Origin of the sequence: Haliovirga abyssi (assembly GCF_030295325.1) — a bacterium.
Taxonomy (GTDB): domain Bacteria; phylum Fusobacteriota; class Fusobacteriia; order Fusobacteriales; family Haliovirgaceae; genus Haliovirga; species Haliovirga abyssi.
On record NZ_AP027060.1, the window covers coordinates 273522 to 297551 of the forward strand.

At 24.5% G+C, this 24030-nt stretch carries 15 protein-coding genes; 2 read left to right on the top strand and 13 right to left on the bottom strand.

What is annotated here, in order from left to right:
• Positions 1-164: 164 nt before the first annotated feature.
• From RDY08_RS11570 to RDY08_RS11590, 5 genes are all read right to left on the bottom strand, one after another.
• Entirely contained in the window at positions 165-2492 is a 2328-nt protein-coding gene (locus RDY08_RS11570) for an alpha/beta hydrolase (RefSeq protein ID WP_307905571.1), read from the bottom strand.
• 98 nt (positions 2493-2590) lie between these two features.
• A complete protein-coding gene (locus tag RDY08_RS11575; RefSeq protein WP_307905572.1) occupies positions 2591-4333 on the bottom strand; it encodes an alpha/beta hydrolase in 1743 nt (580 codons plus the stop codon).
• A gap of 291 nt (positions 4334-4624) precedes the next feature.
• Complete coding sequence (locus tag RDY08_RS11580; RefSeq protein ID WP_307905573.1) at positions 4625-4813, bottom strand: hypothetical protein; 189 nt, start codon at positions 4811-4813, stop codon at positions 4625-4627.
• Between the two features lie 59 nt (positions 4814-4872).
• Positions 4873-9222 carry an acyl-CoA dehydratase activase gene (locus tag RDY08_RS11585; protein ID WP_307905574.1) on the bottom strand — a complete coding sequence of 1450 codons (4350 nt, stop codon included), beginning with the start codon at positions 9220-9222 and terminating at the stop codon, positions 4873-4875.
• A gap of 14 nt (positions 9223-9236) precedes the next feature.
• Positions 9237-9677 (bottom strand): YaiI/YqxD family protein, encoded by a 441-nt coding sequence (locus tag RDY08_RS11590; protein ID WP_307905575.1) that lies wholly within the window; start codon positions 9675-9677, stop codon positions 9237-9239.
• A 372-nt stretch (positions 9678-10049) separates the two neighbouring features.
• Here RDY08_RS11590 and manA point away from each other — a divergent pair, with 372 nt between their 5' ends.
• Entirely contained in the window at positions 10050-11018 is a 969-nt protein-coding gene (gene manA, locus RDY08_RS11595) for a mannose-6-phosphate isomerase, class I (protein WP_307905576.1), read from the top strand.
• 63 nt (positions 11019-11081) lie between these two features.
• Here the strand turns inward: manA and RDY08_RS11600 are convergent, their stop codons facing one another.
• The 5 genes from RDY08_RS11600 to RDY08_RS11620 all read right to left on the bottom strand — a co-directional run bounded on the left by RDY08_RS11600 (position 11082) and on the right by RDY08_RS11620 (position 17945).
• Positions 11082-12464 (bottom strand): DegQ family serine endoprotease, encoded by a 1383-nt coding sequence (locus RDY08_RS11600; RefSeq protein ID WP_307905577.1) that lies wholly within the window; start codon positions 12462-12464, stop codon positions 11082-11084.
• A 564-nt stretch (positions 12465-13028) separates the two neighbouring features.
• Positions 13029-14876, bottom strand: coding sequence for a diguanylate cyclase (locus tag RDY08_RS11605; protein ID WP_307905578.1), 1848 nt, complete (start codon positions 14874-14876; stop codon positions 13029-13031).
• Positions 14877-15089: 213 nt separating this feature from the next.
• Positions 15090-15293: a heavy-metal-associated domain-containing protein gene (locus RDY08_RS11610; RefSeq protein ID WP_307905579.1), complete on the bottom strand. Its 204-nt coding sequence runs from the start codon at positions 15291-15293 to the stop codon at positions 15090-15092.
• Positions 15294-15312: 19 nt separating this feature from the next.
• Entirely contained in the window at positions 15313-17778 is a 2466-nt protein-coding gene (locus RDY08_RS11615) for a heavy metal translocating P-type ATPase (protein WP_307905580.1), read from the bottom strand.
• 2 nt (positions 17779-17780) lie between these two features.
• Positions 17781-17945: an LDCC motif putative metal-binding protein gene (locus tag RDY08_RS11620; protein ID WP_307905581.1), complete on the bottom strand. Its 165-nt coding sequence runs from the start codon at positions 17943-17945 to the stop codon at positions 17781-17783.
• A 113-nt stretch (positions 17946-18058) separates the two neighbouring features.
• On the opposite strand from RDY08_RS11620, the gene RDY08_RS11625 reads away from it, so the two are divergent.
• Positions 18059-19807, top strand: coding sequence for a sensor domain-containing diguanylate cyclase (locus RDY08_RS11625; protein ID WP_307905582.1), 1749 nt, complete (start codon positions 18059-18061; stop codon positions 19805-19807).
• Positions 19808-19900: 93 nt separating this feature from the next.
• Here the strand turns inward: RDY08_RS11625 and RDY08_RS11630 are convergent, their stop codons facing one another.
• From RDY08_RS11630 to RDY08_RS11640, 3 genes are all read right to left on the bottom strand, one after another.
• Positions 19901-20731 (bottom strand): sulfide/dihydroorotate dehydrogenase-like FAD/NAD-binding protein, encoded by an 831-nt coding sequence (locus tag RDY08_RS11630; protein ID WP_307905583.1) that lies wholly within the window; start codon positions 20729-20731, stop codon positions 19901-19903.
• A 249-nt stretch (positions 20732-20980) separates the two neighbouring features.
• Entirely contained in the window at positions 20981-21631 is a 651-nt protein-coding gene (locus RDY08_RS11635) for a hypothetical protein (protein ID WP_307905584.1), read from the bottom strand.
• A gap of 331 nt (positions 21632-21962) precedes the next feature.
• Complete coding sequence (locus RDY08_RS11640; protein ID WP_307905585.1) at positions 21963-22706, bottom strand: tRNA1(Val) (adenine(37)-N6)-methyltransferase; 744 nt, start codon at positions 22704-22706, stop codon at positions 21963-21965.
• Between the last annotated feature and the right edge of the window lie 1324 nt (positions 22707-24030).

Consider the following 24030-nt stretch of genomic DNA (forward strand, 5'->3'; position numbering starts at 1 on the left):
TCATGATTAAATTTAAATTAGTTTTTTTAGAAAATCAACAAACAAAATGCCAACGAAAAATATGAATTTATTCTTTTAATTTATTTTACCAGATATAATCTAATAAAACAAGCAGATAATTTTTATCTGCTTGTTTTTGAATCATATTCAAAAGATAATAAGCTTTATTCTACTCTAACTTTATTTGACTTAAATATTATAGACCCATCAGCTAAAAATAAAATATCATTATTTTCCCCAATTTTTCCTTTTTTATCTGTAATTAATCTTGAAACTCTATCAGTTATTAACATCTTCCTCATTTTTTTCAAAAATTTTTCTTTATTATGATCTTTCAAATAATCTTTATAAACTTTCATTTCATATATATCTGTATTGCCAAGCTTTAAAACTGTTCTTCCAAGAGCTCTAATTACCATTTTCCCTTTTACTAATCCAAACATATATTCCTGCCCCTTAGAAAAAGGTTCTTTATATTTTGTAATTGAAAAATTTCCATCTTTTATATCTATTATTTTATTAATAATTTCAAAAAAATCATTAGAACTTTTAGAATTTATAACTTCTCTTTCATATTTTTTTATAAATTCAGAATCTATCCCACTATTTTGACTTTTTAATAAATTAATAATTGTTCTGTATATTGATAATTTTGATTTTTCAGTTAAATTATTTTGAGTTATATTTCCATAGTTATTCAATATATCTCTAGTAATCTCAACATTAGTCTCTTTTATTAATTTATAATTTAAAATATAAGGTAATCTATCAATTATAAATAAAATATTATGCTTTAACAATTCATTTTGAACAATAAATAAAGGTATAAATGTTTTATCTGTTGTCTTTTCATATGATATTCCATAATTATTAAAGTTTATATCTCTATTTTTAATCTTTAGTCTATTTTGTTCTATATCTGTTTTAAAAACTATTTTATCTCTAACTTTTCCAATTAAATTTACTCCATCTTTTTTGTATTTAATTTCAGAAAATAATAATTCATTAAATAAAACAGATGCTGATTCAAAACTAATATAATCAACGCCTTCAAATTTTCTAATATCTAAGTTTTCAACATGAACTCCATTGTGAAAAATTTTTGTTTTAATTCCTTTTCCTGCTCTATCTTTTATTTTATTATAATCAACCTCTATATCATTAATTTTTTCATTATAAGTTATTCTTATTTTCACTCTATCTTTATTTCCAAAACTAAAATTTCCTTTTGAATCAATTTTAGCTCCTCCACCATCTCCGACTATTTCATACTTAGCTAAATTATATAAACTATATTTTAATCCATTATCTATATCTACCATTGGATTTATCAAACACCAATGACTTCCTCCCTCTAAAAATTCAAATTGTGTTTTCATTTGTTTTATTTTATTTTGTTTCTCTCCAAAAAATAAAACAAACGGATATTCTATTATTTTACTCCATTCAATCTCATCATGATTACTATCTTTTGATTCATAATAAATTATATCTTTTCCTAATTTATATCCTTTATCTAAAAATTCATCTAACATATTTCTATCGCCTTTAGTATAAAAATCTGATCCCATTTCAGCTGTTCCTACACTTAACCATATTTTCAAATCTTTTTTAGAACTGTTTTTTATTAAATCTGCATTCCATTTAAATGGCGGCAAAGAAAGTAATCCAATCATAGAAAACATATTTTCATAACGGTATCCCATTCTTAAAGAAAAAGTTGCTCCTCCAGAAGAGCCCATAACTCCCCTATTTTCTCTATTTGCTAAAGTTTTATAATGTTTATCTACATAAGGGACTATATTTTTCACAAAGACATTATCATCAGGAAATCTTCCAGGGGCTCCATTAGATACCAAAGCCACTACAATTAAATCTTTAATTTTCTTTTCTTTCTTTAATTTATCCAAAGCTTCGTCAACTTTCCATTCGCCTTTTACCAAATTAGAGGCTGTTTTATTATAAAACATATTTTGTCCATCACCCATATATATTACAGGATATCTCTTATTAGAACTGTTGTAATTATCTGGCAAATATATTTGTAATCTCCAATCACTAAGAAAAGACATATCGTCTAAAATCACATTTTTAAGATTAGCAGCTTTATTTACTTTTCTTCCTCTACTTATTTTCCCATCTTTTGAAATTAATTGGACTTTAAAACTCAACATAAAAAGAGGATGTATAGATATTTCTATCTCTTTAGAATCTGCTGGTAATAGAATAGTTTTCCATATTTTTGCTACATCTTGCTTATATGAGACTTTTATATTTTTTATATCTTTTGTGTCTTTTAAATCCCACACTAACTTTACTTTTCTATTTTCCGAAATTGCTTTTAAATTTGTAATATTTTTTGCAAAATAATCAACTTTTTTAACCTTCTTCTTATTTACTTTATTCATATTTCGATTATTAATCTTTTTAGGGGTATTTGCACATCCAACAAACATTAATACACTAATTAATAAAATTACAACTTTTTTCATAATAAATTTCTCCTCCTAAAATATTTTGTTTTTTGAAAAATTTCGCCTTAAAAAATCGCATACTTAAAAAAATAGCATAGATTATTTTCAAAATAATTTTATATTTTCCTACTTGCTAAAAATATACTTTTAAATAAATTTAATTTCATAAACGAGCTATCTCTTATCTTTTTATAAGATGTATTATAATTTTTAAAATTATTATTTTTATCTCTTATACTTAATATATTATTTTGAATATCAATTATAAATATTTTTTTATTATTTGTAATCCCTTCTATAGAATTATCTTTTTCTATATATTTTATATTAGGATAAGTAACTTCTTTTACTAATTTTAATGCAGATTTAAAATTAATATAATCCATATTATCAACTCTTCTTATATCCAAATATAGCCCTTTTATTGTAAATTTTCCATTTTTATTTTTAAATTTAATCGTGGTATAAATTCCCTTTTCCAATTTTTCCTTAAATTCATTATAATCAATTTCTATTTTACTAATTTTATCTTTATACGTTATTTCTACATTAGTTTTATCTCTGTTTCCAAAAATAAAATTACCTTTTGAATTAACTTCACCTCCTTTTCCATTTTCTATAATTTTATATTTAGCTGAATTATACAAACTATACTTTAATCCATTGTCCAAGGTTATTTGTGGATTTAATAGCAGCCAATGACTTTTTGAATTTATAAGTTCAAGCTGTATTCCCATCTTCTTTATTTTTTTAGCTTTTTTTCCTTTGAAAAATATAAAAGGATATTCTATAATATCTCCCCATGCTTTTTCGTTATGCCTTCCATCTTTTAATTCATAATAAACAATATCTTTACCTAATTTATATCCTTTTTTTAAAAACATATCTAAAGCTCTTCTATCAAATTTCAAATAAGAATCTGATTCCATCTCATCTGTTCCTACGCTTAACCATATTTTCAAATTTTTCTTAGGTGAATTTTTTATAAGATCTATATTACTTTCAAAACATGGCAAAGATAACAGCCCTATCATTGAAAAAAGATTATTATATTTATACCCAATTTCTAAAGAATAGGAAGCACCTCCAGAAGAACCCATAATAGCTCTATTTTCTCTATTTGCTATAGTTCTATAATTATTATCTATGTATGGCAATATTTCATCTACAAATAAATTTTCATCTGGAAATCTTTCTCTTGTATTATAAGGAACAATAGCTACCACTATCAAATCTTCTATCTTTTTTTCTACTTTTAATCTTTCTAACATTTCATCAACTTTCCATTCTGCTTTTATTGGACTTAATGAAGTTACAGTAGAAAAAATATTATTTCCATCTCCTAAATATACTACAGGATATCTTTTTTTTGAATTATTGTAATTATCAGGTAAATATATTTGAGCTCTCCAATTATGGATTGTTGATATATTATCTAAAATAACATTTTTAGCATTAGCTGCTTTTTTTATAATTTTTCCTTTGCTTATTCTATTTTGTTTAGAAATCAACTGTACCCTAAATTTCATCATAGTAAGTGAAGGCACTTTTATCTCTATCATATTTTTTAAACCTATGTTTTGTTGATGCTGCCAATGTTTTTTATTTTCTTCTTTATATGAAATTTTAATGTTTTTAAGATTTTTAAGATTTTTTAAATTCCAACTTAACTTTACTTTTCCATCTTCTGATATTGCTTTTAAATTAAAAACTTCTTCTTTGAAAAATCTCACATCTTTTTTTAGATTAGTTCTTTTTAAATCATATTTTTTTATTTTATGAGATTTTACTTTTTTAGAGTTATTTGCACATCCCAAAAACATTAATATACCAATCAATAAAATTACAATTTTTTTCATAATAAATTTCTCCTCCTAAAATATTTTTTAATTAATTCTTTTTAATAATAAACATCTATTATTTTCTTAGACGAAATCAAATAATTATTTTTTAACGAATTTATAGATTGTTCTCATTCAATTTTTTATATCTTTTTTTAATACAATTTCAATATTATACTAACACATTTTTATTTAGTTTTCAACTGTTTTTAATTTTTAAAAAAAGAAAACAGCCTATTTTAAAATAGGCTGTTTTCTTTTTTAACTATACAATTTAAGAGTTTAAAAAAATCCAAAAATTTTAAAAATCTATATTTTAAAAGGAATTATTGCTAATATTACTCCAACAATCAACATCCACATTATATTCTGAATAAAATATGGATATGCCATTAATATTATTCCAATAACCAAAAACATAGAATTATAACTTTTTTTTCCATACATAAAATATCCTAAACCTATTGTACTTATAATAAAACTAATTAGCAATGTCATTTTTTTCTCCTTCAAAAATTAATTCGTTTATGATATTTTTATCTTTATAATATCTATTATCATAAACTCAATTTATTCATCTCTTTAGCTGTCATTATTACCATTTGTAATCTATTTTCTATATTTGCAAAACTTGTATCGGGATCATAATCAAGAGATAAAATCTGTATATCAGGAAACATTTTTTTTAATGATTTTGTCATTCCTCTTCCTGTAATATGGTTTGGAATACATCCAAAAGGCTGTACTATTATAAATGTTTTAACTCCATTTCTAGCATGTTCAATTATCTCAGCAGGAATTAACCAACCTTCTCCAGTAGTATATGTTTTATCTATAATTCCATCTATATTTTCAGCTAATTCATGAACATTTTTTTTATATTCATAAAATTTAAACTTTTTTAATCTTTTTTCTACTTTATTAACCACTCTTTGATATATCTTATCTGTAACATCAGCTAATAAAAAATTCCTAACAGGTTTTTCTATTTGTGAATTTTTAATTCCCTCTTTTATTTTTATCATATCTCGTCTAAAAAAATCTATAAATGAAGGAAAAATAGTTTCCATTCCATTTGCTTCAAGATATCCTTCAATATTTTCATTTGCAGATGGATGATAATTCATTAAAATTTCTCCAATTACAAATACTTTTGGTTTTGGTTTTTGTTCAATTAACTCTATGTTATTAAATGCCTCAATAGCTTCTTCAACTATTTTGGGTGAATTTTTATAATTTTTTTTCATAACTTCCACTATTTTATCTACATATTTTTCAAAAATTTGATTAGTTTCACCTCTATTTTTTTCATATGGTCTTATTCTTCTTTTCATATATTCCAAAGCATCAGTTGTAACAAGTCCATATAACATACCTAATTGAAACCACAATCCTAATTTAATCCCAGGCTGAATTCCTTTGTTATCTTCTCCAGTTGTAATAATCGAAACATCTTTATATCCTGCTTCATCTAATGCTTTCCTTGCAAGTGTTAAATATTGACCTGCACGACAATCATTACAATTTTTAGCTATTCCAAATGTAACCTCTTTTGGATTTTTGTCTTCCATTACTGCTAACATCTCTCCAATGTTTATTTGAGCTGGATAACATATATCATTATGTACATATTTTTTTCCTAAAGCTTTTGCCCTATCTCCTGCAATTGGCAATGGCTGTACATTATATCCTTTTTCACTTAAAACAGCCGAAACAACTTTTGCAAATGTTTCTGATAAAATTGGAACATAAATAGTTCTTTTTCCCTTATCTTTTTTTGAAAAAATTGAATTACCAAAAGGCTCTTTTAATTTTCTTAATGTTATTTTTTCCTGTTTTTCTCTTCTTGATTTTATTGTTTCTATAAATGAATTAATTCTTATAGTCATAGGACCTTTTACTTCACTTTCATCTAGCTTCATTATTAAAGGCTGTTTTTGAGAAATATCATTCATTAATCTAATTACTTCATCACTGTTAATTGCTTCATGACCACATCCAAAACTAACCACTTCTACAAATTCTAAATTTTTATTTTTTGCTGTATATATTGCTCCTGTAAAAAGCCTTGTGTGAAAAGGATTTACTGTATCAGGTCTTACTTTACTTAAATCAACATCATTAAGACCAGGCAAAGAATCCAATGTTAATACAGGAATATTTAAATTTACAAAAAAAGATGATATATTGTGGTTTATTAATTCATCACTATGATACGGCCTTGATGCTATAACAACTCCAAATCTGTTTTCTTTTTCTAACTGTTCCAGAACTTTTTTCCCTTCTTCTAACATCTTATTTTTAAAAATATTCTGAGCTATATCTCCCTCTAAAATTGCATTTTCTACAACATCTTTTTTTAATCCAAAACTTTCATTTATAAATTTTATTAATTGTTTATCTCTTAGATTTATAGTTGTCCATCTAAACATTGGAGTATCAAAAATAACTCCGCTTTTTTCTGGTTCATCATTCTCTTTTATAACCAAAGGATACCCTTGAATAACTGCACACATATTTACTGCTTCTTTATGTTTTTCATTTTCAGGCGGTATATCCATCATCATTGGCATAAATATTCTATCAACTTTTTTATCTATTAAATTTTTTATATGACCATGTACTATTTTTGCAGGAAAACAAACTGTATCTGATGGAATATTTTTTAATCCATCTTCAAATATTTTATAACTGCTTTTATCAGAAACAATAACTTCAAATCCCAATGATGTATAAAATGATTTCCAAAATGGCAAACTATTCCAAAATTCAAGTACTCTTGGAATTCCAATTTTAATATTTTTTTTAGGACTTAATTCTTTTGGAGCATAATTCTCAAAAAGAATTTTATTCCTATATTTCAGTAAATCAGGAACAGATTCTTTTTTTCTCATAATGTTTTTTAATTCTTTTAAAGTTGACTCATCTTTCAAATCGCCTATAACTTCTCCTCGTTCACATCTATTTCCAGTTACAAATGTAGTTTTATCATTAAATTCAACTATTGTTCGACTACAATTATTCGTACATAATTTACATATACTTCCTGATATCTTTTTATAATTAAAAGTTTCTAAATTTTCAAATCCTATAAAAGAAGTTGTCTTTTTATTCTTCATATTTTTTTTAGTAAGCAAAGCTACTCCAATTGCTCCCATCTCTCCTGAATGAGGAGGTCTCACAACTTTTATTCCTGTATATTGTTCCATTGCTCTTAATACAGCATCATTTTTAAAAGTCCCACCTTGAGCAAGAATGGTATTTCCAAGACTATTAAAATTAGAAACTCTTACAACTTTTGTGAATACATTTTCTATTACAGACCTACAAAGCCCAGCCATAATATCCTCTACAGAACGTCCATTTTTTTGTTCAGTAATTATAGAACTATTCATAAATACAGTACATCTAGAACCTAATTTTGAAGGATTTTTCGATTTAAATGCCAATTTTGAAATCTCTTCTACAGGAATTTTTAATGCTTTTGAGTAAGTTTCAATAAAAGAACCACAACCTGCAGAACAAGCTTCATTTAATACAATACCTGTAACAATTTTATTTTTTATGTTAATGGCTTTCATATCTTGCCCACCAATATCAAGAATAAACGATACATCAGGTGCATATTTAAAAGCTGCTTCTGCATGAGCTACTGTTTCAACTATATGATAATCCGCTTTAAATGCTTTGGCAAAAAGAAGTTCTCCATATCCAGTAGTTCCAACTCCTTTTACTGTTAAATTAACCCCCATTTTATCATAATAATCTTTTATTTCTAAAAGACCATTTTTCACAACATCAATTGGTTCTCCTGCGTTATTTGAATAAAATTTATTAATAATATTTTCATCTTCATCTATTAATACAAACTTACTTGTAGTAGAGCCTGCATCTATTCCAATATAAATATTTATATTTTCACCTTTATTATATTGCTTTGGCTCAAATTTTTCTACTTTATGTCTTTTGAAAAATTCTTCTTCTTCTTTTGTAGATTCAAAAAAATTCTCATTTTTTTCCACTTTATATTTATAATTTTTTTTATATTCTGAAAGTTTCTTTATAATCTCTGATAAATTATGAATTTCTTTTTTATCTTCAAATATTGTACCTATTGATAACGCTGCCCCTGCTGCTACAATAATTTCAGGATTTTCAGGGATTATAATTTCATTTTCATTTAATCCAAGTCTTTCTTTAAATACAGATATTAATTCAGTGTTAAATGTAAGTGGACCACCTTCAAAAATTACAGGTTTTACTATTTCTGCTCCTTGTGCTAATCCACCTATTGTTTGTTTTGCTATTGCATGAAAAGATGATAAAGCTATATCACTTTTTGGTACTCCTTGATTTAATAACGGTTGAATATCTGTTTTAGCAAATACTCCACATCTGCCAGAAATATCATAAAGAGTAGTTGATTTTTTTGCCAAATCATTAAATTCTTCAACTCCTACATTTAATATTTCAGCAATTTGGTCTATAAATGCACCTGTCCCACCTGCACAACTTCCATTCATTCTCATATCTGATGCAATTAATTTATCAGTTTTTTCATCATGATGAAAAAATATAACTTTCGCATCTTGCCCTCCAAGCTCTATTGCTGTCCTTGCATTTGGATAATAATTACCAATAGCTATAGCATTTGCCACTACTTCTTGCACAAAAAACAGACCTGTATAATCTGCAATAAAACTTCCACCACTTCCACATACTGCTATTTCAAAATTGCTGTTTTTATATTTTTTATCTATTTCTTTTAAAAGTTCTAAAATAGTTTCTGACTGTTTTGCATTATGTCTTAAATATTTAGAATAAACTATTTTTTTTGTAATTGGATCTAATACAACAGTTTTTACAGTTGTAGATCCTACATCTATTCCTAACCAATAATTATTCATTTTACCTCCAAAAATTAAAAATATTCTTTTAAAATTTTCATTAAATTTTCTTCAAATAACTGATCATCTTTTCTCTCTCTTTTTTTAGGACCTTTTGTCCTTTTTCCTGCATTCCTCATTTTTTGTCCCATATGTCGTTGAAACATTAAAGATTCAATATTAAATTTAGTATACCGCATCCCTTTTGGATGAATTACTGCATAAACTTTTTCAATTAGTATTGTAGCTAATCCATAATCTTGTGTTATGATTATATCCTCATTTTTAGATATTTTAACTATTTCCAAATCCACAGAATCTTTTCCTTTATCAACCTTTATTACTTTAAAATCTCCAGTTAATTCATGTGCATTATCAATTACCATTATTAACTCTAATTCATATTTTTTAGCTAATTGTTCACAAATTAATTTTGCATTTTTAGGTGTCGCATCTGCATCAATTATTATTCTCATCTTTTTCTCCTTTAAGAATCAGATCTGTTAATGCTATCTGTTTTCAATATTTTTTTATTATATTTAATCACAACCTGACTTAAAATGTCAATTATTTTTGCTATAATATTATTATTATAATTTTTCACTAGATAAAAAATAAGCTACGCTTCATTTGTTAAAACATAAATGTTTTTCAAAATTTTTGGTTTCTGAAAACTTTTTCTTTGAAAAATCGCATATTTCAAAAAAACGGCGTAGCTTATTTCCCAAATAAATTTATACTTTCATATTAAATTAAAAAAATATTTGACAGACAAAATATAAAAATGTATACTTTAAATCTAAACATATAAAAAAATCAAATATCCAAAAATATAAAAGGAGATAATTATGTATCCATTAAAATTCGAAAAAGTGTTTAAAGAAAAAGTTTGGGGTGGAAGAAATTTTGAATCTATATTAAATATTAAATTAAAATCAAATAAAAAAATTGGGGAATCTTGGGAAGTTTCAACTCATAAAAATGGAATATCTATTGTTTCAAGTGGAATCTACAAAGGAAAAACTCTACAAGAATTGATTAATCAATATGGAGAATCTATTGTTGGAAAAAAAGTATATACAAAATTTAAAAATAAATTTCCGCTTTTAATAAAATACCTAGATATAAATGATAAACTCTCTGTACAAGTTCATCCAAATGACAAATATGCTTTGGAAAATGAAGGAGAATTCGGAAAATCTGAATGTTGGTATGTTATTGATGCTTCTAAAGATGCAAAATTAATATTAGGAATAAAAGAAAATATTTCAAAAGAAATATTTCATAAGAAAGTCCAAAAAAACGATTTTTCAGAATTATTTAATGAAATACCTGTAAAAAAGGGTGATTTTATAAATATCTCTCCAGGACTTGTTCACGCTTCAACAGAAGGTTCTATTTTAATTTGTGAGATACAACAAAATTCAGATACTACTTATAGAATTTATGATTTTGACAGAGTTGTAGATGGTAAGCTAAGACCACTACATATAGATAAAGCTTTAGAAGTTATTAATTTTGGATTAAAGCCTGAAATAACTGAAGAAAAATATAGAGAAAATATAAAAATCAATGAAACAAACATTCAAAATCTAATAAGAAATGAATATTTTAACGTAGATAAATTAGACATAAAAAACAAGTATTCTTATAATTTAAAAGATAGTTTTTCTATTTTATCAATTATTGATGGCGCAGGACAATTAATTTATAATTCTGAAATATATAATATAAAAAAAGGAGAAACTTATTTTATTCCTGCTAACCTTAATATAGAAATAAACGGAAATTTAACAATTTTAAAAAGTTTTTTATAATTTTATATTTTTTTGAAAATAAAACAGAGGGAATATATATTCCCCCTGTTTTATTTTCATCTATTAATCTTTTTCTAACATTATATATCTGCTTGCATTTTTACCTTCTATATAAAATAATATTCCATCACCTTTTTTAGTTTTTTTATATTTTCCCATTATTTGATTAACGTTAGTTATTGTATTATTATTTACCTCTACAATTATATCTCCTGGTCTAACTCCATAACTATAAGCTTGTGAGTCATATGAAACTTCTAAAACTATTACCCCTTTTGTATTTTTATCTAAATTAAATTGTTTTATCACATTGTTATCTATATTTTTTATTTTCATTCCCATTAATTCTTGTTCTTCAGATGCTAATCCATTTCCATTATTAGCTTTTTTTCCAAGTTTTACTCTAATATTTATTTTTTTTCTATTTCTTAATATTCTTAAATCAACTTTTGTTCCAGGTGCAGCTGCTCCAATTTTATTTCTCAAATCATTGTAATCTTTTACTTTTTCTCCATTAATTTGTAAAACTATATCCCCTCTTTTTAATCCTGCTTTTTCAGCTGGCGTTCCTTTTAATACCTCACCAATTAATGCTCCTTTTGTATCTTTTAATCCAAATTTTTCAGCCATTTTATCATTAAGAGGTTGAATAGAAACTCCAAGCCATCCTCTCTCTACTTTTCCATTTTTTATCAATGAATTCTTTATTGGTTTTACCATATCTATAGGAATTGCAAATCCTATTCCCATATTCCCACCGCTTTTAGAAAGAATTGCTGTATTTATACCAATAACATTTCCATTAATATCTACTAATGGACCTCCGCTATTTCCTGGATTAATCGAAGCATCTGTTTGAATAAAATTTTCATAATTTTCTATTCCCATTCCAGAACGTCCTTTTGCACTTATGATTCCAACTGTCATTGTATTATTCAATCCAAATGGGTTTCCTATTGCAATTGCCCATTGCCCAACTTCCAATTTTGATGAATTACCTAAAGTTAAATATTTAAATTTTTTATTTGACTTTATTTTTAATATTGCAATATCTGTATCTTTGTCTGTTCCTATTAGTTTAGCAGAATAAGTTGATTTGTCATTTAAAGTAACTTTTATTTTATCTGCTCCATCAACTACATGATTATTTGTAACAATATATCCATCCTCTGAAATGATAAATCCTGACCCTAATGCAGTTTGCTTTCTTTTAATCTCTCTTGGTTCTCTTCTTTGATTATTTCTACCAAAAAATTGATCATTAAATAAATCTTCAAATGGATCATAATATCTTTGTTTTATAACTTTTTCAGTACTAATATTTACCACTGCTGGCATAACTTTCTTTGATACTTCTGTAAATGCTTTCTGATCGTCAAATACATTTGCAAAACTTGAAATTGATAAAATTGTAAAAACTAACATAAAACTCATAACTTTTTTCATGATAATCGCCTCCATATTTTTTTATTTTTTTAGATCATAATAGAAAAATAAGCTACGCTTTAATCTGGTAAAAGATAAACGTTTTTCTAAATACTTATTTTTTATGATCTCTTTATTTATAAGGTAAATAAACAAACTATAAACTATATGTTAGGGAGGGGAAGCCACTATGAAGGCTTCCTCTAAAAGGAGGTAAAATACGTTAAAATAGGGTGTTTTTTAACGTATATAAAACTCAAAAAAATGCTCTTATATAAAATATTAATTTATATTCTTTTTTTTCTTTTTTTTATCCTCTTTTCAATAACATTATACTATATGATTATTAAATTAAAATTAAATTAAAATTAAAATTTTTTAATCTATTCCTAAATTAAAATAGAAGAGCCGGGATTTCCCGACTCTTCTATTTTAATGTGTTATTCTCGAGGGCTTATTTGCAGTTAATTGGTCTGCTTGCCTTACTTTTCGTCTCTATCTTTTTATACCAGTGAGCACTAATCTGGTCGTCTCTGCCCTCTATTAATAATATACTTCATAAAACTACAAAAATCAACCTTTTTTTTAATTTCTTTCAGCTTTTTTTAATTTTTTATCTTCATACATTCTATTATCTGCAATTTCTATTATTTTATAAGCACTCATCTCTCTGTTTTCATCTAATGATGCAATACCATAACTAAGACTTACTTTAAAGTCAAATTTACCACTTCTATTTTTCCTTTCTTTATTTTCCAAGACTCTATTCCAAAATTTTTCGCTATCCACTAAATCACAATTTACTAATATCACTAGAAATTCATCTCCGCCCAATCTACAAACTATATCTGATTCTCTACTGCTTTCTTTTAAAATATCTGCTGTAATTTTTATTAATTTATCTCCATTTTTATGCCCTAAAGAATCATTAATTTTTTTTAAGCCATTTACATCAATAAATATAACAATTAGATTATTATTATTTCTTTTGGCCATTTGTAGATTTTTTTCTAACATTTCTATTCCGATTCTACGATTATATAATCCAGTAAGCTCATCAAAAGTAGCATATCTTTTTATCTCATTTTCAATTAGTTTTTTTTCAGTTATATCTGTTCCTACAAGTAAAACTCTATATTTGTCCCCTTCTTCTATTAAAAGAAAATTTGAAGGTTTTATAATTAAATATTTTATATCTCCATTTTTAGCTTTTAACATTACCTCTGTTTCTTTTGACCCTGTTCCTAAAAAAATATTATCTATTATATTTTTTATTTTTATATTATTTTCTTCATCAAAAGAAGATAATATACTTTCACCTACTATTTCCTCTCTATTATATCCAATAATCTTTTCTGCCGCTTTATTCACTTCTCTTATACAATAATTTTCATCAACCATAATATGGATTACTGTACTTTCTTCAAAAAGTGCTCTATATTTTTCATTTCCTAACAAAATTTCCATATTCATATTTTGTATTTCTAAAATCATTTTGTTAATTGAATCAGCCAATACTTTAAATTCTCCTGATCCTTTTATTCTTATTTTTTCTTTAAATTTATCTAATGGTAAATTCTCCAATTGTTTTTTTAAACTTTCTATCTCTTTTATTGCAGAATGATAAACATTCATTCCTACTATAATAAAAAATATAATATAAATTACTACACTAAACAATATAGATATTTTTAAAATTTTAAGAATAATTACTCCAATCCATCTTTTACTTTTAATTCTTAAATTAATTTTATTTTTTCCAAAAGATCCTACTGTTTTTTCCGCCAATATATATTTATTATTTGGATTTAATATTAAATTTTTTAACTTTTTATTGGAAATTAAAAATTTAACTTCTACTCCGGCTCTTTCAGAAATATTTTTATAATGTTTAGAATCCAAAGAAAAACCCATCATTAAATATCCATTGAAAGGTTTTTCTTCATTAGTATCAAAAACTTTGCTATATGACACCATTACAACTTTATTATTGTTTATTCCAAGAAATTTTTTATTTTTGTTATCATCTATTTCTTTTATAAAATTATTTTTAAAAGGAATAATTTTATTTGTTTTATAATCATATTTTGCAGAATAAATTTCTTTTTTGTTTTTATTTAAAATAGTTATAAATTCTACACCTGTATTTGTAAAAGTTGTATCATTAATATTAGATTTTATATATTCAATATTTTGATTTTGTATAAATTGATAAGTATCATCCCAAATTGACCAATCAAGCACAAGCTTTTGAATATTTGATAACTCTTCATTTATATTTTTTTCTGCTCTATTAAATTGCTCTTTAACATAATTACTCTCTATTTTTAAAAGTTTTGGTTTTAAAAAATAATTTGTTCCTATTGCCTGAATAATAATGACTACTAAAAAAGTTAAAAATAATCCTAGAAAAATTTTATTTCTTAATTTCATTTTTTTTAGCTCCTTTTTTGTTTTTAGATCCTTTTTTGCCTTATCAATTTATTATACTATATATATGACTATTTTCCTTTATTTTTTAGTATTATAAAAAACAAACTATATTTTATTCCGTAAATAGCGTAGCTTATTTTCTGAATAAATTTATACTTTTCTAACATAAAAAAAAAGCTCTATAGATTTTATTTTCTATAGAGCTTTTTATTATTACTTTATTTCTTTCACATCATATCCTGCTTCATCAATAGCATCAATTATAATTTTATCTGCTATATCTATATTAATATCTATCACTGCTTTCCCAATTTCTACATTGTCTATTTTTACTCCATCTAGTTCACTAAGAGCCTCTTTTACATGCGTTACACAATGCCCACAACTCATCCCATCAATTAATATTGTCTTTTTCATTTTTATCCTCCCTATTCTTCTATTTTTTATTTGAAGGTTTAAATCCCCTCAATCTCAAAGCATTAATCACAACTGAAACTGAACTAAATGCCATTGCTGCTCCTGCTATCATTGGATTTAATTTTGGACCTCCAAAAGCATATAAAACCCCTGCTGCAATTGGTATTCCAAAAGTATTATATCCAAATGCCCAAAAAAGATTTTGTTTTATATTTCTAATTGTTGCTTTACTAAGTTCAATTGCTGTTGCTACATCATTTATATTACTTCTCATTAAAATTATATCAGCTGATTCAATAGCTACATCTGTTCCATTTCCTATAGCTATTCCAATGTTAGCTTGAGCTAATGCTGGAGCATCATTAATTCCATCTCCAACCATTGCTACGATTTTATTTTCACTTTGCAATTTTTTTATTTCATTAGATTTATCATTTGGCAATACTTCTGATAAAACAATATTAATTCCCAATTTTTTAGCAATTGCTGTTGCTGTTCTTTTATTATCTCCTGTTATCATAGCTATATCTAAATTTAATTCTTTTAATCTTTTTATAGCACTATAGCTTGATTCTTTTATTGTGTCTGCTACTGCAATTATTCCTTCTAATCTATTATTTACAGATATATACATTGGAGTTTTTCCTTCATTTGATAATTTTAAACTTATATTATCATTCTTCAAATCTATTTTATTATCTTCTAACAACTTTTTGTTTCCAATTAATATCTCTTTTTCATCTATTATAGTTTTTATTCCATGCCCTGGTTCAGCTAAAAATTTATCTACTTTTTTTAATATTATTTTTCTTTCCTCGGCTAGATTTACAATTGCTTCTCCTAATGGATGTTCAGATTTTTTTTCAGAAGATGCTGCTAAATTTAAAATTTCTTCTTCTGAAATTTCTCCTAATTTTATAACATCCGTTACTTTAGGTTTTCCTTCTGTAAGAGTTCCTGTTTTATCAAATACTATTGTATCAATTTTTAATGCTGTTTCTAATGCTTCTCCATTTTTAATTAATATCCCATATTCTGCTCCTTTTCCGGTCCCTACCATTATTGCTGTTGGCGTTGCAAGGCCTAATGCACATGGACAAGCTATTACCAATACCGCAATAGTTATTGTCAACGAAAAAACAAATGTAGCTCCTGTCAAATACCAAATCAATCCTGATATAATCGCAATTGAAATTACAATTGGTACAAAATACCCTGCCACAATATCAGCTAATTTAGCAATAGGTGCTTTTGAACCTTGTGCCTCTTCTACTAATTTTATAATTTGAGATAACACTGTATCTTTTCCAACTTTTGTTACTTTAAATTTAACAGATCCATTTTTATTAATAGAACCTCCGATTACTTTATCCCCAATTTTTTTCTCTACAGGAATACTTTCTCCAGTCAACATTGATTCATCTATATATGTATCTCCTTCTATTATCATCCCATCTACCGGTATCTTTTCTCCTGGCTTTACTATTACTATATCTCCTTCTTCTACTTCTTCAATTGGAATATCTATCTCTTTCCCATCTTGAAATACTAAAGCAGTTTTAGGCTGCAATCCAACCAGTTTTTTTATGGCATCAGACGTTTTACCTTTTGAAACTATTTCTAAATATTTACCTAAAAGTATAAAGGATATTATTATTCCTGCTGTTTCAAAATACAAATCTTTTGTAAAAGATAATTTTCCAAAATAGATTTGTATAATTGCATATACTCCATATAAAAATGCTGCTCCTGTTCCAAGTGCCACTAAAGAATCCATATTTGGTGATAATGTAAATAAATTTCTAAATCCTGCTGTATAAAATTTATATCCTGCTATCAACACTGGAATTACTAAAAACAGTTGTGCAAAAGCAAAATTTAACGGGTGACTACCAGGAGTTATTATTTCTGGCAAATAAAATCCAAACATATGTCCCATTGCTATATATAATAATGGTATTGAAAAAACAGAGGAAACAATAAATTTTATAAGAAAAATTTTTCTCTCTTTTTCATGTCTCTTTTTTTCAAAATCTACATCATTTTCTTTTTCAATTTTTAAAGGTATATATCCAGCTTTTTTTATTATATTTTTTATTTCTGAAACTCTTGTTTTAGAAGCATCATATTTTATAAATGCTTTTTCATTTGCAAAATTCACACTAATATTCACTACTCCATCTATTTTAGAAACTTTTTTCTCAATAGTTTTTGAGCACGCAGTGCACGTCATCCCTTCTATTGGTATAATTATCTCTTTTTCCTCTTTTTTTTCTTCTAAATCATATCCAGCTTTTTTTACAATTTCTTTTATTCTTTCAGTTTCTATTAAATTTTCATCAAATTTTACAACCAATTTTTCATTTGCAAAATTCACACCAGCAGCTTCTACTCCAACTGTTTTTAAAAGTCTTCTTTCTATTGTTTTTGCACAAGCTGTGCAGGTCATACCAATTACCTCAAATTCTTTTTTTTTAGTTTCCATTTTTATCTACATCCTCTCTTTTTCCCTTTACTTCCGTTTTCATTTCCCTCTTCTTTATTCATATTACAACAATCTAATTTTTCTGTCCCTAAGTTTTTATTATTCTCACTTCCTAAATATTTCAATAAATTTAATACTTTTCTATTTATAATCTCTTTAATTTTCATATAGCCCCCCTCCCTATATTTATAGTATACTATTTTTTATATAAAAAATCAACAATTATTTTTCTTGTTTTTTTCTTTCTTATAATATATAATAATTCATTGAGGTGAACTTTATGAAAATTAAATCTAAATTTTTTATACTTAATACTATTTTTTTACTTATTTTTATTTTTTTGATCTATTTTTTTTATTGCTATCAAAAAAATAAAATTTATAATAAAACTTTAAATACACTAAAAAAAGATAATAATGTTATTAATGAATTAATCCAAGGTAGTCTTGATGTTTCTATAAAAAGTTACTTAAGAGGTATTGCCGAAAAAAATAGAGATATTACAGTTAAATTATATAATAATTTTAAAAATAATATTATTACAGAACAAGAAGCTAAAAAAAGGTTATTTGAACTTTTCTTTTCTCAAAAAATTGCAGATTCTGGATATATTTATATTGTTAATTCCAAAGGAGATTTAGTTTATCATCCTTCTAAATTTTTTAATCATAAAAATTTAAAAAATTATGATTTTATAAAAAGACAAATTAATCATAAAAATGGATTTATAAAATATAAATTTGCAAGTTATGACTATCAAAGACCAGAAAATAAAGTTTTATATATGGCCTATTTTAAACCTTGGGATTGGATTATTTCAGTTTCTGCTAAAAGAAATGAACTAAAATCTCTTATAAATATTAACGATTTTAGAAATCAGATTTTAGCTCTTAAATTTGGAAAAACTGGATATTCTTATGTTATAGATTCTAAAGGAAATCTTATTATTCATCCCTATTTACAAGGAACAAATATCCTTAACGCCAAAGATGAAAAAAACCATTACTTTATAAAAGAAGTGGTTAAAAATAAAAATGGAATTATTAAATATCCTTGGAAAAATAAAAAAAATAAAAAAACTTCGTATAAATTAGTAGTTTACTCCTATATTCCATCTATGGACTGGATTATAGCTTCTGGAGGATATTTTAATGAATTTAATGATGAATTAAACTCCTTTCAATTGTTAATACTTTTGATAATAACTATATATATATTAAATATTATTATTATTAATTTACTTTTAAATAGAATTATGTTTAGACCTCTTAAAGAATTTTTAAATAAAATAAAAAACATTAATATTTCAAAAAAATATTTACCACTTAAAATTCATTCTAAAAGTGAAATTGGATTATTAAGTGTAGAGTTTAATCGAATGATAATTCGAATAAAAAATCATACTAAAAATTTAGAATCTTTGGTTTTAGAAAAAACGAAAGATTTACACAGAGCAAATTCAAATTTAAAAAAGATTAACCAACAATTAAATGAAAAAAATAATGTTTTATTTAAAACAGCTACCACTGATAAATTAACAGGAATATATAATCGTTCCTACCTAATAAACGCTTTCGAAAAAGAGTTTGCTAAATGCAAAAGACACAATATAAATTTATCATGTATTATGATTGATATTGATTTTTTTAAAAATGTAAATGATACTTATGGACATTTAACAGGAGATTTTGTTTTAGAAAATACAGCAAAAAATATACACGATAGTTTAAGAAAAGAGGATATTTTTGGAAGATATGGTGGAGAAGAATTTTTAGTAATATTACCAAATACATCTATTGAACAAGCTGAAAATGTAGCTGAAAAAATAAGAAAGAATATTGAAAGAACTAAATACAGTAATAATAATAATTCTTTAAATGTAACTTTAAGCCTTGGTGTTTCAAATATTTTTATTGATAATCCTAAAAATATTGATAATATGATATTAAATTCTGATATTGCTTTATATGAATCTAAAAATAGTGGTAGAAATAAAACTACTGTTTATACAAAGAAAGAAGAGGTATGATAACCATATCTCTTCTTTCTTTTAATTATTTTATCTCTAAAAAATAAATTTGTTATAAAAACAGTTAAAGAACTGCGTGTTTTAAAACCGCTTCTAATCCAATCCTATTTTACATTTATGATCTTTTTCTTGTTCCTCTTCTTTAAACATTGTCTGTTTTCTCATTAATCCATCAAAATCAACTAAAAATCCATCAAAATCTGGTCCATCTACACATGCAAATTTTGTTTCTTCTCCTATTTTTACTCTGCATCCTCCACACATTCCAGTTCCGTCAATCATAATTGGATTTAAAGATACAGATGTTGGAATATTTAATTTTTTTGTTATTTCCACTACTGCTTTCATCATAATTACTGGTCCAATTGTTATTATTTCATCATATTTTTCACCATTTTTTATTAATTCATTTAATACATCAGTTACAAATCCTTTAGTTCCTTCACTACCATCATTTGTTGCAAAATAAATATTTTCACTAATTTTTCTAAATTCATCTTCTAATATAATATTTTCTTTACTTCTGCCACCTATAATTATATCTGTTTTTACTCCTAATTCATTTAATTTTCTAATTTGAGGATATAGTGGAGCTGCTCCAACGCCACCTGCTATTCCTAAAACTCTATTTTTCTTTTCTAATTTAGTAGCTTTCCCAAGTGGTCCTGCTACATCACTTATAAAATCGCCTTTATTTTTTTCACTTAATAATTTTGTAGTATATCCTACAACTTGATAAATTAATGTTACTGTTTTATCTTCTCTATTATAATCAGCAATTGTAAGAGGAATCCTTTCTCCATCTTCTTCTACTCTTATTATTACAAATTGACCAGGTTCACATTTTCTTGCTACAAAAGGTGCTTCTACTACTATTTTTTCTACTACACTATTCAATATCTCTTTTTCTATTATTTTATGCATATTATCCATCTCCTATTTTAACTTTTAAACTATTATATCATATATTATATCTTATTTAAACTATTTTTAATATTTAAGAATACCTTGAAAAATTTTAATCATTTAGTGCTTTGACCACAAAAAATATTTAGTTTTCTTTTCATCTACTATATATTGTGTTCGAACGTTGCAACGAAACTATATATAGTAGATAAAAATTTAGAAAACTACTTTTTATGTTCTAATCATTTAGTGCTTTTTAGATTTCTCTTAGTTTTTTATACTTTTTCCTCTCATATAATCTATATTTACTTTTAACTTACCATTCACGTCATATCCTACTTCTGTTAATTTTGTTTTATTTAATTTCAAATTTATAGTTCCAATTTTATAATTGTTTAAATATACTTGTATCTCCCCCTTACCCATTATAAATTCAAAAATATTCCAATCATTTATGTTTACCGCCTCTGTTTTAGTCCAGTCTAAAATAGTGCTTGTTTTATCTCCTTCATCTTCAAATATAGTAACTTCTCCTAAATTATCTATTTCAAAATAAGCCTGTCTTTTATTGCTTAATCCAAAATATATTCCGAAACCTTCATCTGTGTTTCCTTTTTCATATCTAATACTAGTTTCTCCTAAATAAGTTTTATCATCTTTAAAGTCAAATTTCTTATAGATTTGAAAAGAAGAATCTTCATCTTTATGATCAATATTATAATAACCATTTGCTACTTTTACTTCTATTTCTTTGTTTTTTTCTTCATACCATTTGTACTTATTATTATCAAATTCATCATTAATATTAAAATTCTTTACCTCAGATAATTCATTTGATTTCAAAGCTGGAAGGTTTTTACATCCTAAAATAGTTGTTGCCAAAACTAATACTGTTAAAAATTTCATTCTTTTTTTCATTCACTTCATCTCCTATTTTATTTTTTTATTTAACCTGAAAGTATAAATGTATTCAGAAAATAAGTTATGCTTTTTTTGAAATATACGATTTTTAAAAGTGAGATTTTTCAGAAGCCAAAAATTCAGAAAAACATTTATGCTTTATCAGATTAAAAACGTAGCTTGTTTTTTATTTACTAGGAAAGTATAAATTTGTCTAGAAAATAAGCTACGCCATTTTTTTGAAATATGCGATTTTTCAAAGCAAAATTTTTCAGAAGCCAAAAATTTTGAAAAACATTTATGTTCTACCAGATGAAGCGTAGCTTATTTTTTTATTTAAAAAATATTTTCAAATTTTATCAATTTCCCCTGCAAACATTTTTTTTACAATTTCTGTATATTCTCCATTTTCTTTATTTATATATAATGGTTGTTCTATTATAATTCCCTCTTTTGAATTTTTTTTACCTTCTATCAAAACAATTTTAGAATTTTTATTTTTTGTAGTATAACAAAACTTTATCCTTTTGGGTTCTATTTTGTTTTTTTTCATTATATTTAATATTTCATAAAATCTTTCAGCTCTATGAACAATTGCAAAATAGCCCATATTTCTTAATAATTTCCCTGAAATAAAGATAATTTCTTCAAGAGTTATAGCTATTTCGTGTCTTGCTATACTTAATTGGTCTAAATTATTTATATCTGAATTTTTGAAAAATGGAGGGTTAGAAATTACTGCATCTTGACTTTGTTCTTTTAGATGTTTTTTCCAGTTTTTCATATCATCGTGTATTATTTCTATTCTGTTTTCCAAATTGTTTATATTTATATTTTTTTTTGCTAATTCATAAGAATCTTTTAATATTTCTATTCCTGTTATTTTTGCACTTGTTCTTTTAGATAATAGTAAAGATACTGCTCCATTCCCAAATCCTAATTCTGTTATATTTTTAAGTTTTCTATTGATTGTTAAAAAATTTGCTAAAAGCACTGAGTCAATAGAAAAATTAAAATGATCATTTTTTTGAAATATTTTCATATTAGGTATATCTAAAAAATCTATTAAAACTTCTTCCCCATTTTTTTTCATTAAAAGTCCTTTCTTTTTTCTGTTTATAAAAAGTGTCGCGGCGACACTTTTTATAAACACTAATAATATTTAATTGTATTTTCTAAAACGATAGTATAGTTGAAGTTTTATTATTAAATAATATTTTTTCATATAATTTTCAATAGTATATCATATATTTTTAATAAATAAAATATGTTTTTTTAATTTTAATTAATATTTACACTTGTTTTAGAAAGTATAATTGATATATTTTACTAAGAATTCTTTCATCTAATATCTATATATAAGTATAATTTTATTTTGAAAATATGTTACACTGTTTTTTTAGTATATGATTTTTCAGAAATTAAAGATTTAGAAAAATATTTATGTTTTATCAGATAAATATTAGTTTATTTTTTTGTCTATTAGGAAAGTATAAACTTAATCAGAAAATAAGCTACACTTTTGGGGAAAAATATGCAATTTTTTAAATCTGAATTTTTAATTATGATTATTATAATTGATTTTTTTCTAAAATAAGAATATAGCTATTAATATAAAGAATCATATAGATGATGTTATAATGTATAATGTATAATGTAGTGAAAGTTAGAATTTTTTTTATTTTATATTTTGCTTGCAATTTTTCAATGGTTGAGCTATAATTAGTTAATTAATTTTCTAAAATCTTGGTATAGTTATATTATAAGCTTTATTTTATAACGGTTTTAGAGTTTCTAATATGAGTGTAATGGTTTGAATCTATTAATTAAACTAACATAATTTTTTTTTATTAGTTTGTTTTTCTAAAATATTAGTAATGTCTAAAAAAGCTTTTATTTTAAGGGGATATATAAATTCTAAAATAAGAGTAATGTTTTTATAAACCTTTAAATATACTCTCATATTAGAAAATTAATAATATTTAATTTTCTAATATGAGAGTATATTTTTTATGAAGAGGCTATTTTATTAGGTTTGTTATCTTAAATTAGTTTTTCTAAAATGAAGATACTGATATTTTTATTGTTTTTTTATATAATAGAAAAATATAAATTTATTAAAAAAATAAGCTATTCTATCTTTGTAACACCTGATTTTTCAAAGGAAAATTTTTAAGCAATTAAAAATTTAGAAAAACGTTTATGCTTTACTATAAGAAGTGTAGCTTATTTTTTAAACAAATTTATTTGAAATTTAATTTTCTAAAATGATTATACAGTTTTTATAACCGTTATTTTTTAAGGATTTTAAAAATTCTAAAATAAAGATACTGTTGTTTAGTTTTATAAAACATAGTGGTTTTGCCATAATTTTTTTATAAAAAAATTTCTAAAATTATTGTAATGGGGTGTTTTAA

What these genes read in the sequence shown, in the direction of transcription:
- RDY08_RS11570 (WP_307905571.1), bottom strand. Translation starts at nt 2,492, where the DNA reads ATGAAAAAAGTTGTAATTTTATTAATTAGTGTATTAATGTTTGTTGGA.
- RDY08_RS11575 (WP_307905572.1), bottom strand. Translation starts at nt 4,333, where the DNA reads ATGAAAAAAATTGTAATTTTATTGATTGGTATATTAATGTTTTTGGGA.
- RDY08_RS11580 (WP_307905573.1), bottom strand. Translation starts at nt 4,813, where the DNA reads ATGACATTGCTAATTAGTTTTATTATAAGTACAATAGGTTTAGGATAT.
- RDY08_RS11585 (WP_307905574.1), bottom strand. Translation starts at nt 9,222, where the DNA reads ATGAATAATTATTGGTTAGGAATAGATGTAGGATCTACAACTGTAAAA.
- RDY08_RS11590 (WP_307905575.1), bottom strand. Translation starts at nt 9,677, where the DNA reads ATGAGAATAATAATTGATGCAGATGCGACACCTAAAAATGCAAAATTA.
- manA (WP_307905576.1), top strand. Translation starts at nt 10,050, where the DNA reads ATGTATCCATTAAAATTCGAAAAAGTGTTTAAAGAAAAAGTTTGGGGT.
- RDY08_RS11600 (WP_307905577.1), bottom strand. Translation starts at nt 12,464, where the DNA reads ATGAAAAAAGTTATGAGTTTTATGTTAGTTTTTACAATTTTATCAATT.
- RDY08_RS11605 (WP_307905578.1), bottom strand. Translation starts at nt 14,876, where the DNA reads ATGAAATTAAGAAATAAAATTTTTCTAGGATTATTTTTAACTTTTTTA.
- RDY08_RS11610 (WP_307905579.1), bottom strand. Translation starts at nt 15,293, where the DNA reads ATGAAAAAGACAATATTAATTGATGGGATGAGTTGTGGGCATTGTGTA.
- RDY08_RS11615 (WP_307905580.1), bottom strand. Translation starts at nt 17,778, where the DNA reads ATGGAAACTAAAAAAAAAGAATTTGAGGTAATTGGTATGACCTGCACA.
- RDY08_RS11620 (WP_307905581.1), bottom strand. Translation starts at nt 17,945, where the DNA reads ATGAAAATTAAAGAGATTATAAATAGAAAAGTATTAAATTTATTGAAA.
- RDY08_RS11625 (WP_307905582.1), top strand. Translation starts at nt 18,059, where the DNA reads ATGAAAATTAAATCTAAATTTTTTATACTTAATACTATTTTTTTACTT.
- RDY08_RS11630 (WP_307905583.1), bottom strand. Translation starts at nt 20,731, where the DNA reads ATGCATAAAATAATAGAAAAAGAGATATTGAATAGTGTAGTAGAAAAA.
- RDY08_RS11635 (WP_307905584.1), bottom strand. Translation starts at nt 21,631, where the DNA reads ATGAAAAAAAGAATGAAATTTTTAACAGTATTAGTTTTGGCAACAACT.
- RDY08_RS11640 (WP_307905585.1), bottom strand. Translation starts at nt 22,706, where the DNA reads ATGAAAAAAAATGGGGAAGAAGTTTTAATAGATTTTTTAGATATACCT.